Origin of the sequence: Actinacidiphila alni, from assembly GCF_900112845.1 — a bacterium.
Lineage (GTDB): Bacteria > Actinomycetota > Actinomycetes > Streptomycetales > Streptomycetaceae > Actinacidiphila > Actinacidiphila alni.
The window spans coordinates 210196-222709 of record NZ_FONG01000014.1; the positions used below are offsets into that span (position 1 = coordinate 210196).

3 protein-coding genes are annotated in these 12514 nt (G+C 65.7%); 2 read left to right on the forward strand and 1 reads right to left on the reverse strand.

The window, feature by feature from the left end:
- Window positions 1-950 precede the first annotated feature (950 nt).
- A complete protein-coding gene (locus BM076_RS23325; protein WP_177246570.1) occupies window positions 951-7787 on the reverse strand; it encodes a polymorphic toxin-type HINT domain-containing protein in 6837 nt (2278 codons plus the stop codon).
- A 492-nt stretch (window positions 7788-8279) separates the two neighbouring features.
- On the opposite strand from BM076_RS23325, the gene BM076_RS23330 reads away from it, so the two are divergent.
- Complete coding sequence (locus BM076_RS23330; RefSeq protein ID WP_177246571.1) at window positions 8280-12056, forward strand: FG-GAP-like repeat-containing protein; 3777 nt, start codon at window positions 8280-8282, stop codon at window positions 12054-12056.
- A 151-nt stretch (window positions 12057-12207) separates the two neighbouring features.
- Window positions 12208-12514, forward strand: a 307-nt coding sequence (locus tag BM076_RS23335; protein ID WP_143120620.1) for a hypothetical protein, incomplete at its 3' end; no start/stop codon positions are given.

Here is a 12514-nt window from a genome sequence, read left to right on the forward strand (position 1 = left end):
CCGCGAACGCGGCCCGCGATGCCCCAGTACCCACTGTCTCCCCACCCTTGCTCTTGCACCTGAACGGATCCAATTCCAGCAGACCCGCATCACACCCGGCCAGTGCCTATCACTTCGGCTGAGCACCACCCGCACCATCTTGTGAGACTCTCTCGCCACATCCCCATGCACCCGGCCAGCTCAGGGAAAGAGAATTCGCTCCTGGCAGACGAAAACACTCCCGGTGGGGTGCGTCCGATAAGCAGCAGGTCTGACCATCGACTTCGTAAGGGCGATCTCCTTAGCCTTGGCCGAGAAGACGATCACTACGTCGATGCGGAAACCACTACGACCCGCCGCACTTGCGGTGGACCAGCCGGGGCGAGCTCACCATGTTACCCAAGGTCGGGGCCTCACCCCTACACGATGCGCCCAAACGCTGAAGTCCCACCACAAAAACAGCAAAAAAGCGAGCTTCGGCAGCAGGAGCCACGTGGCAGAACAGCACCCTCGCAACATACAGAGAAACTGGCGAGGCTCTCGGATGGAGCCTCACTTGTTCCCCGAAAACACGAGGGGCTAATTACCTCCCGCCCTCAGCAGCACCTGAACCCTTGACGGAAATTGTGGATCATCCACCATCACCGAACAAATCACACAGTCACGGAATCCCGTGAATTGCAATCGGGCATGTTCGTTCGGATCATGCAATACGAGCCAGCCGGACGGGCATGGAAGTGGCACCTCAAAGAGGTTTACGGGAAGTACCACCGGCGGAGCCGATTTCCATACTTCGCATTCGACGGGGCCGTCCACACTGGCCTGAACGCCAAAGATGAGTGAACTGCCCTCACGATACCATCCGCTGGACACCGGGTCCCAGTCGCTGACGTCGTCTTCGCTTCCCGCATCCCGCAAGATCAGGCATCCGTGTTCGATTTTTGCCAGGAATGAAACCACAGGACCATTAGCTACCATTCCTTATTGCTCTTTCCTTGTGAAAGTTGTGAGACTACCCCGCCTTGCCGCCTCGCGCAGGGCAGACAGTGAGGATACGCTGTCTGAGGAGACCCGGGATCAACGAGACTAGACGGGGGCTGGTGGTCTGGAATCCAATCCCCGTTCTTGGTTCCCGGAGTTCTGGCATTACACGTGTGGCAGCCGTGCGCATTCCCGGATTCATTGATCAGATCTCGAACACCATCTGCCTCGATGTCACCATTCTCCAGACCCACTCCCTCTCGGGCATTCGGACCGGCGCCCAATGTTAGATCGCACTTCTGACCCGGCGTTGCGTTGTGAACGAGTACCGCAGCCTGCCCCGCCAGCACATAGTACGTGTGCAGCTTCTCGACAGTGAGGTTGTACGTCGTCTCGCTGTGGTGGTAATTGCGGACCGCCGCGACCGTGAGCAGAGTGCCGTCGGGCCGGCGGAGTTTGTCACCGGGGTGGAGGTCGGCGGCGTTCTTCCACTGGTGGGCGGTGGCGTCCCAGTACGGGTGGTGCTGGGTCGAGGTGATGGTGTGGGGGCCGTCGCCGGTTCGGACCGTGAGGTCGGTGAAATCCTTGTCCGTTGTGGTGACGATGACGTCGGTGACGGTCTCGGCCTGCGTGGTACCCGTGACCGGGTCCGTCGCGAGGACTTCGTCGCCGACCTTGACCGCCGCTATCGGGACGGTTTCACCGTCGGCCTCGAGGACCTTCGTGTCCGCGGTGAAGCTGTTCCGCGTACAAGCACGCACCTTGCTCTCGCCGGCTTCGGGAAGCTCGGGGACATCGAAGATGAGCAGCGGCAGCTGAGCTTCGGCCTCGATCGTCCAGTCCCACATCTGGGCGTCGTGCTGGCACTCGGACATGTGGTCGATGCAATAGGTGGCGGCGATCTCCTTCGCGCCGGCGACGTCCTTCGGGTGGTGCAGCAGGTAGTTGTAGGCCATGGTGCAGCCGGTGCGGCCGTAGCAGACGGCATGGCCCTTGTACGCCGGGTGCCAGTACCCGCCGCCGCCGGACCCGGTCTTGTTCTTGCCCCCGCCGTAGAGCTGCGACCCGACCGTGCCCGAGTCGTTCGAGGTCGGCGAGTTGTCGGTAATTTCCTGCGTACCACTGTCGCCTAGGTCCCCGCCGCCCTGGCTGCCGTCGGGGTTCCGGTTGGCACCATGGGGGCCGCTCGGTCCGTGTGGCTGACCGTCAACGCTGCAGAAGGGCGGGCATTCGGATGCGGGAGGCGAATAGTCCGTCGAGCCGCCGCCGGAGTCCCTGTTCGAGAGGCCGCTGGGGTCGCTCTGAGTGACGGGGCTGTCGCCCGCGTAGGTGTAACCGCCGATCTGGTTGGGGTCGGTGGCCTCGAAGAGAGGGTCGGCGGAGGTGAAACGACCGAGGACCGGATCGTAGTCACGGGCGCCGAGGCGGGTGAGGCCGGTCGTCGGGTCCTGTGTGCCTCCCACGAAACCCTTGCTGCCGGGCCAGTCGGCCGGCTGTGTGCCGCGCGGGTTGCCGTACGGATCGAGGAGTCGGAACGTCGGCGTGTGGTCGGTGGCGGTCAGCTGGGTGGTGCCGGTCGCCTGGTCGTTGGAGGCGATGTAGCTGTAGGCGTCGCCGGGACCGGTACGGGTGCAGGTGACGTCGCCGGGAAGGGCGACGTACCGGGTCGCGGTGACGGCGCCGGTGCCGGACACCGACGGGTCGTACTCCACGTCCTGGTCGGAGAGGAAGAGCGTGGTCCTGCCGTCGGGGTCGGTCCGCAGTAGCTGATTGCCGTCGGCGTCGTAGGTGTAGCTGGTGGGTTTGTCCTGGCCGGTGGTCTTGAAGCTCGCGAGTTGTCCCTCGTCGTTCCAGACCAGCGTGTCCGTGCCGGGTGTCGTGGTGCGAGTGGTGGTGTTACCGGTCGCGTCGTAGGTGTAGCTGCCGCCGGTGACAGTGCCGTCGGGAGCGGTGGTCTGTGTTCCCGTGAGGGTGTCGGGCTGCGTCGCCGGAGCGCCCGGCTTCCCGTAGGTGTACGTCGTGGTGGTGTCCGCGCTGATGCCCGACGTGCCGTGATTCACCTGGGTCTTGCGGTTGCCGTCGACGTCGAAGGTCCAGGACGTCCAGTACGTGGTGGACGGATCAGCGCCGCCGACGGTGGGGTTGGCGCCCGCGACCGTGGGCGCGCCTGCGCAGTTGTCGGTCGCGGTCCATGCGTCGGTGAGGCGTTCGAGCCCGTTGTAGGCGAAGCACTGGGTGTCGGTGGCCGAGCCGAGCCGACTGTCGGTGATCTTGGTGATGTTGCCTGCGAGGTCACGCGTGTACGTCGTGTCCTGGAGGTTCTCCGGCGCGGTGGACCGGCTGATGTTCGCGTTGTTCAGCGCGCCGGTGTGTTCGTCGTACGTGTTGGTGAACACCGCGCTGTTGGTGGCCGACGCGCCGTCGACGACTTGGACCACGCGCGAGAAGGCATCGAAGGTCGTGTCGCGGGCGTACGTGGACAGGCCGCCCACGGAGTCCACCATGTCCATGGAGTTGTAGCCGTACGAGACCTTCTCCGACGGAAGATTGCCCACGGCCGGGTAGGTCGTGGACAACGGCAGCCCCAGGTTGGGTGTGTATGCGTAGAGGTAGCTGTAGGAGCCGGCCAGACCGGTGACATTGCTCGGAACCGTGGTCGTGATCTTGGTCGGGTTGCCCTGGATGTTGTAGCCGTTGACGGCCTGGATATAGGCGTTGCCGGCGGAGTCGTAGCGTGTCGATGCCGTCATCCGGCCGAGGCTGTGCGGTACCGCGGGATTGTCGTACGTCCAGTCGGCGAGCTTGGGGGACGCCGAGTCGGGACCGTCGTACTGGGCGCTCTTGCGGCCCAACGCGTCATAGGTGACGGAGATCGTCTTGCCTCGGGCGTCCGTGGTGGACGTCAGGTGCCCGTCGGCGTCGTACCCCATGGTGCTGGTGCCGGTGTCCGGGTCGGTCTGCGAGACCTTCTCGCCGAGCAGGTTGTAGGCGTAGCTGCGCTGGTTGGAACCGGGGTCGGTGATGGCCGAGTTCTGACCGTGACTGCCGGCCGCGTCGAAGGTGAACTTCGTCGCGGCCGGGCTGCCGCCGATGATCTGGTCCCCGGTCACGGTGGGCGTCGACTGATAGGCGTCGGTCTCCGTGGTGCGTCCGCGGGCGTCGGTGACCGTGCTTGTCGCGGTACCGCCGGTCAGCGGAATGGTGGTGACGCGGTCGCCGCCGTAGACGGTCCGGATCCTCTCCTTGACCGTTCCCCTGTCCTGGGACTCGGTGAGCACCGGCCGGGCAAGGCTGTCGTACGTGGTCAGGATCTGGTCGGTGACCTGCGGGTCCGTGGTCCCGACCAGCGTGGTGCCGGGGGTGCTGGAGCCGTCCCAGTACGCGTTGTTCGCCTTCCAGACCAGACCGCGACTGTCGTAGAAGGTGTCGGTCAGCAGACGTCCGCCCTGAGGCGTCTGGCTCTGGGTCTGACGCGAGCGCAGCATCCCGTCGTAGATCTCGACAGACGTGGTGTAACTGCCGCCCTCGGTGAGCTCCTTCGTCGTCACGGCAGGCGGTGAGGTCTGCGAAGGCGCGTACGTGTAGGTGTAGTCGGCTGTCTGCGTGGCCTTGGACCGGCCGGGAAGCCAGACCGCTGTTGTGCGGCCCAGCGCGTCGTAGGCGGTTTCGGTGATCGCGCTGTTGGGGTCGACGACCTTGGTGGCAAGACCTCGGCTCGGGTCGAGAGTGGTGATCGTCTCCTGGTCGAGCGGATTGGTGACAGTGAAACCCGTCGTCTGACCGTTGGTGGTGACGTAGTCGGTCTTCGTCAGATTGCCCAGAGCGTCCCATCCCCTGCTGACTCGACCGTAGGAGTCGTAAAAGGCCGCGGACTTCACCTGGTAGTCGAATGCTCCGCCGGCCCAGTTCTGTGCCTGGGCGACGAGCGTCGGCTCGCCCAGGGTCGGTGTCGCCTGCGACGCGGGAAGGGCGGGCGGCCAGGACGTCGGGGCGGGGGTGTCGTAGTACGTACGGGTGTCGGAAACGACATCGGCGGGACGGTTGACCCCTGTGGGCGCGCCGTGGCCGTCGGAGGTGGTGGACTCGCCCGTGCCACAGCTGCCCTGGACCGTCTCCACCTCGCTGACCAGGCCGACCAGATTGAGGTCCGCATTGACCGGTGCGTACGAGGTGGTGGCACACGTCTCCTGCGCCGACTTCGCGATGTCGCCCTGGTCGTCGGTGTAGCGCAGCAGGCCCGTGCTCTTGTCGTAGGCGTACGACACGCGATCGGTGCGCCAGGACGTCTGCGGAGCGGAAGTCACCGCAGTGGAGTTGGTGATGGCCGCGTTGCGGACCATCTTGGCTTCCAAAGCCGGCAGTCCGGTGCGGGAGCGGGTCGCCTTCGCAGCGCTGACCCAGTAGTCGTCCACGACAGCGGTCGCCGCCGGCCCGCCCACGCCCCGGTACGTCACGGTCTCGCGGACGTTGCCGGCCAATTCGTCGGCGTCGGCGACCGACGTCGCCTCACCGGGCACGCTGACATCGGCCGACAGGCTGACGTTCGCGGAGCGGGTGGTGCCGCCGGGCAGGGTGTCGCCGTTCATCCCCTGGTAGTAGCGGGTCTCGGAAACGGTCTGCCCTTCGGTGGCCTCGCCGACGAGCGTCCTGACCGCGCTGTATCCGCGCCATTGTCCGTACGTACGGTACTTGGCCTTGACCACCTCGTTGTCGTCGTAATGCCAAGCGGCCTTGCCGACGCTGTAGTCGTAGGAGGTGACCGTGCTTTCCGGTGACGCCTTCGTGTTGTCGTTCTGAGTGACGGACGACACGACGTACTTGTTGAACCAGTCGAGGAACGGCGTGGCGAGACCGTCCGGTGTCCAGTACATCGGGAAGCACGCCGTCGTGTTCGTCGAAGGATTGGTCGCCGTGCTGCACCCGGTCGGCGCCTTGTAGTTGATGCTGATCGATTCGCCGGACTCCGTCGTGATACCGGCGATGCGCATCTTGAAGAGGTCCGCGTAGCCGTCGCGGACGTTGAACCGGTTGGCCAGTCGAATGTACGAGAACTTCACCGGCGGCAGGGGCAGAGTTCCCGCATCGGCGGTGTGGGTGATCGAGTCGAGCCACAGCGCCGGCTTCTGGTTGCCGTCGTTGGGGTTCGGGAAGCTCTGTGCCAGCGAGTACTCGTCGACGTCCTTGTACTTCTTCGTCGTCGAGTCGTAGATCTGTGTCGCGATCGACTTCAGACGGAAGGTCGCGAAGAACGCAGGCGAGTGAATGGCACAGGAGGCACCACTGTTGCAGTTGAGATCCCACGGGACGTCCGGCCAGTTCGCGGTGTTGGAACCGATCGGGTCGCACGTGCCGGCGACGCAGCGGTCCCCCACGGTGAACTGCACGCGCTGGGGGGCGGTGGTGCTGCCGTTGCCGAGTCCGTAGTCGATGTGGTCCAGCCAGCCCTCGCGGGTGTACTTCACGCCCGTGGTGGCACCGTTGGCGCCGTAGTAGTTCGTGTGCTGGTTGTAGTAGTAGACCATCGCATTGCCATGGGCGTCGATGACCTCGTCGAGGTTCCACTGCCACGCCTGCTGGCACGAAGAGGTGGCGAACGTCGACTTGTGGCACGGGTCGCCGTCGTGTGCGCCGTACACCGGCACGGTCCAGGCGGAATGCGTGGTCCCGTAACTGGGAATGGAATTGCGGCCGTAGTAGTACGTCTTGCCGCCGTCGGTGATCTTCCAGTAGTCGCCGTCATAGGTGTCGTTCTGCGTGGTCGTGCCCATCGTCTTCAGCTCGACCTTCGCCGTGGGGTCGGCGGAGAGGCTGTAGTTCGTGGGCGTCGAGGCGTCGTAGACGATGTCCTGGGAGCGACCGTTGAAGACGATGTGCAGGATCTCCCCGGCCCAACAGTTGTCCGAGGTCTTGGGCGCGGTGCCCGCGGGGTCGTCCTTGCACGGTACGTACGACCGGGTGACGGCTCCCGGCGAGTAGTCCCACCCCTCGCCGATCCAGCTCGGCTGGTTGTCGGTGGAAGGAAGTCGGCCGTCCACCGATTGCGAGGAGTAGCTCAATTCCACATTGGGCGTCAGATCACCGGGCGTGGGCGGTACGGAGATCGGATACGAGTACGTGAAGTCGCCGCTGTTGCCGCCCGCCGACCAAGAGCCCGAGGGCGACAGAGGAGTGGCCGAGAAGTCGCCGCCGCCGCTCGAATTGCCGGACGTCGCGCCGAGCAGGATCATGCCGGAGCTCGCCGGGGCGGAGGCGATCCGAACCGTGCCGGTGATCCGCGAGCCGGTCGCGTCGTTGGTGCTGTCCTCGACCGGAGTCTGCTTCTGGCACTCCGGCTCGGAGGGGGTTGTCAGCGCGCACGGCGGAAGTTGCACGAGGTGGAGCCGGGACGACCAGTCGCCGCCGTACGCGTCCTTGAAGCCCGAGTAGTCCACCGCCACGGAGACCGGCCCGCCGTCCGACCCGGCGGGAACGCTCGCGGTGAACAGCAGGCCGTTGACCCCGGCTTTGGTCGCCGCGCCGTGATCGCGTACCTGGACCGTGACACGGGCCGGAGCGGCGGCGGCCGATGCGGCCGACTTTGACGTCTTCGACGGTGTTCGGGGCTTCACGAGCACGGGGAGGGTGCCTGCTCGTGTCCACGGGACGGCGTCGGCGACCTTGGCATCCGTCTTTGCTTTCGCCGACGCGCCCTGACGGCCGGGCGTCTCGATGTCCGCCGTACCGGAAGCAGCGGCCGGCCAGCGTACGGCCTTGGGTCGCCACGATGCCGCGGGGGACGGCGTTGTCGTTCCGTGCGGCAGGGCGTGCACGGACACGGATTTGGTCAAGGGCGCGTCCGGAAGGTTCGGTTGAGCGGCGGACGCGACAGCCGGAATTCCGAGAAGCGACACCATCAGGCCCAGAACCGCGGTCTGCGCCACTCTCGCCGACCGTCTTCCGACCCGTCGCCGAGCACCTGCGGTGCGGCCGACGGACCGGACCCCCCAAGACGCAGACATAGAACCCCTCCCCAGAGATCGCCAAGCTTGCGAACCGTACGAGTCGTCCCAGGTCAGAGGGAAGGGCGCAAAGGATTCTTGACCATTGCGTGAATGTTTCTTGAACAATTCTGAGTGAAGATGCAGAAGTTGACAGCCGACTCACCCTGCCCATCTCTCTCCGGAGGGGACCGAGCGAAGAGCGGCACGGAGGCGCTGTCGCACCAAGATCACCGGGCGGCCGAACGCGCCGCCAGGAACAAGGGGGGGCTCATGCCCATAGGTAGGCGCCGTGGTGCGCGAAATCGTCGTGGCAACCGGTGGGTTCGCCCTCCGCGCGTCATGCTCAGCGCGGCCATCCTCGTTTCAGGACTGACGATCCCGCTGGGCACGGCCACGCTCGCGCACGCCGATGCCAAGGCGCCGTCCGCGTCGGCAGACGTAGGTACGACAGCGGCCGAAGCCGTCGCGCAGGCAAAGAGCTCCGGAGCTCCCGTCGACATACCGTCCCTGACGACGGCCACGGAGACCGTGACCGCCAATCCGTCGGGCACGCTCAGCGCCACGGAGTCCGTCTACCCGACCCGGGTACGGCGTGCGAGCACCTGGATTCCGATCGACACCACCCTGCACACAGCCGCGGACGGCACCCTTCAGCCAAAGGCCGTACCTTCGGGCATCTCCCTCTCCGGCGGCGGCTCGACGCCTTTGGCGACCATGACATCCGTGGGCCGTCGGCTGGCTCTGTCCTGGCCCGCTCCCTTGCCGGTGCCAACGGTTTCCGGTTCGACCGCCACGTACGCCGATGTACTTCCAGGAGTCGATCTCCAGGCGACCGTGAGCCCACTCGGCGGTTTCACCGAAGTCCTGATCGTCAAGGACGCCGCTGCTGCGGCGAACCCCGCGCTCTCCACACTTGTGCTGAACGCCGACGCACCCGATCTGACGGTCAACGGCGACGCCAGCGGCAGCGTTGTCGTCGCCGACCGCGACGGCGTTCCGGTCTTCACCTCTCCCACGGCGGCCATGTGGGATTCCAGCACGCAGGCCGCTACGAGCGGTACCGCAGCTTCGCGACGTGCGGCGGCAGCGGACCAGGAACCGTCGGCATCGGCCTCTGCCTCGTCCTCCTCAACGGCGCCCGGCTACGGAGCCAAGACCGGCACGGTCACGACACACGTCACCGATGGGCAGCTCACCCTCACACCCGACACCACGGTCCTGCGCGGCGCCGACACGCACTACCCGGTGTACATCGACCCGGACTTCAACCCGATGCCGGGCAACGACCCTCAGACCGCGTACGACGAGATCCAGCAGGGCTGCCCCGACAAGAACGCCCTCAACTCGTCCACCGCCCCGTACGACACGCCTGGTGTCGGGCTCAACGACTTCAGCGGCTGTGAGGGGGTCGAACGAGCCCTCTACCAGTTCAAGACCGACACACACCTGTGGAACGCAGGAGCGCGGATCCTCAATGCCACGCTCAAGGCGAAAGAGGTCTACTCGGCGTCGTGTTCCACGACGTCCGACGTCAACGCCTGGTACTTCAAAGGCACTTTGAGCAAATCCACCACCTGGACCACGCGACCGCTCGACATCACCCTCCAGGACACCCAGTCCTACGGCAACGCCTGCAGCTCCGCACCCTCCAAGGGCTTCGACGTGAAGGACGCCTTCACCCGGGCACACAACGGCAAACTGCCCTCGGTCGGACTGATGCTGAGTGCGACACCGGACGATGAGCAAAGTGGACTGAACTTCCGGCGTTTCGCCAACAACCCCACGGTCACGGTCGAGTACAACACCATCCCGACGGTGACATCGGCCACCACCAGCCCTTCCGCGAGCACCATCGGGCACACAACGGTCTTCCTCAACGCCGGCGTCTACGACGCGGATGCCGGAGCCCCGGTACAGGCGAAATTCACACTCACGGGCAAGGACAGCAGTGGCAAGACCGTCTACCCGGTAGCCGGATCACCGGCGCAGCCGGTGGAGCTCAGCACCACCGTCACCCAGCAGGGAACGATCAGCTGGCGCCCCGGATACCTTCCCACCGGCACCTACACATGGACCGCCCAGGCCGACGACGGGGACAAGGCACACCCTGCGTCCGTCGTCACCAAGACCTTCAAAGTCGACGCCACAGCACCGGGTGCGCCGAGCATCACGTCTCCGGACATCTACCCGGCGGGTGACGACGCCCCGCCGCTGACTCCTCCGGCACGGACGCAGCTCGAATTCGACATCACCCCTCCGTCCGGCGTCACCGATATCGCGTACTACGCCTACAACTGGGGCAGCGCGCCGCCGACGGTCAACCCGCCGCTCACCGTCAAGCCCGACACCGGAAAACAGAGTGCGACGCTGCGCATCGTTCCGATGGGATTCGTCCGCGACCAATTGTTCGTCTACGCGGTGGACAAGGCGGGGAACGAATCGCCTGCGAACAATTTCAGCTTCAACACCGCTCCCCCGACGACTCCGGACGCAACGGGGGACCTGACCGCCGACGGCAAGCCCGACCTCGTCATGCCGGGAGCCGACGGAAATCTCCGGGTTTACCCGGGAACCGCGAACGGCGGCTTGGCAACTCCGGCAAATCTCTGGCACACGGACGAATATCATCCGGCGGTGGACTTCACCGGCGCAAAGACAGCGGTCGGCGCATTTGGGGGAAACATGGAGCAGGACATCTTCGTCCTCAGCTCCGACAAGCAGGCGTACATCTACGAAGGGAACGGCGACGGCGAGCCGGTGCCGTGTTCCACGAGCCCGGACAGCTGTGCGGATCTGAAGCAGACCGCCGTTCTTTCGCCGATGCTCGACGACACGGGCGAGGCCCATCCGGTCCTTGACTGGTCGCAAGTGGCGCAGATCGCCGTGGACAACTCTCAGCACGCGACAGGCAGCATGCCTGGCCTGTGGCTGGTCACCGACGACGGAAAGCTCTACTCGGCCGCGGGAACGACGACCTACGGGACGTTCGACACCCCCATACTCATTGGCGACGACTTCCAGAACACCGACATCACCGACGCGGGGGTCGTGAACGGGTACGCGGCCTTGTGGGCGCGGAACACCGCCACCGGGTCGCTCACCCTTTACGAGGGCACAGCCGACTCGATCGCGGGCTCCGATCCCAGCACCAAAATCGTCACAGCGACGTCGGGCTGGGGCTCAAACGCCGTGAGCAGCTTTGCCTCGGCCGGTGCCGGCAACGCGGGCACGGCTTCCCCGGACCTGTGGACGACCGACGCGCAAGCCGTCCACAACATCTCCTACTACGCCGCCACCGGCACGCCCGGGTCCCTGGCGGCCCGCAAATACGTCCAGACGATGACACCGCCCGACGACTTCACCGGCGACGGCCGGGCGGACATCATCGCCGGCTGGAACAACGGAACTCTGCACCTCTACACCGGTGAAGGATCGAACCAGCTCAGCAGCGGAAAACAGATCTGGGACTCGGGATGGAGCACTGTCCGGCTCATGGTCGCGGGGGACTTCAACGGTGACGGCAAGAGCGACATCGTCGCCGTCTGGAACGACAAGACCCTGCACCGCTACGACGGCACCGGCACCGGCGGCCTGAAGGGCAACGTCCCTCTCTTCCCGGGCTCTGACAACTGGGACATTGTCAGGGAGATGACTGCCGGGGACTTCAACGGTGACGGTCTGACAGACCTGGTCGCCGTCTGGAACGACGGCACACTCCACCTCTACACCAACAAGGGTGACGGCACCCTCAACGGTCCCGTCGACTTCTGGGGCGACAACTCCTGGAGCGGAATGCGACTGCTCTCCGGCGGGGACTACAACGGGGACGGCAAGAGCGACCTCCTGGCCGTCCATGCTTCCGACGGAGTTCTCCGGCTGTACAAGGGTGACGGCAATGGTCACCTTGCCGCCGCGGTGGAGTCAGGGGCACTGAACTGGTCCACCATCAGCGACATCATTCCCGGCGACTTCAGCGGGGACGGAAAGGCCGACCTGGCCGCCATTTGGGGCGACGGCAGCCTGCACCTCTACGCAGGAACAGGCAGCGGCACCTTCAACCATATCGGCCCGATGTGGCCCGACAATTCGTGGACGACGGTACGCATCGCCACCTGACGTATTCCGGGGTGCCCCGACGTCAGGGGCACCCCGGCCTCACCTTCTTCCACCCAACGCCCCTCCGAAAGGGAACACGTTGCGTATTCGCCTTCGCCGTTCTCGTCGCGTTGCGCTGGCCGCCGCGGTTCTGGCTCCGCTGATCGGCCTCGTGCCCGTCGCGTCCGCGCGTGCGGACGGTGCCGATGCCCCGGTCGTGCCGTCGGTGACGGTCAGCCACAGTCAGAGCATCGACATGTACGGGGCTGCCGGGGATATCGATCTGACGGTGGCCGCGCCGCCGAGCACGGACGCGTTCCTGCGGCTCGTCCTGTACGCGGGCACCTCCAACATCCGGGTGACCGACGACGCCGGGAACGTCCTGCCGGTCGTGGACCGCTCGCCGTCCCCGGACATGGTCGAGATCGGCGCGGCCGACAGCGACGGCAACGGCGTCAAGGGCGCGCCCATGGCAGCCG

Coding starts and splice junctions, on each gene's coding strand:
- BM076_RS23330 (WP_177246571.1), top strand. CDS start 8,280: ATGCTCAGCGCGGCCATCCTCGTTTCAGGACTGACGATCCCGCTGGGC.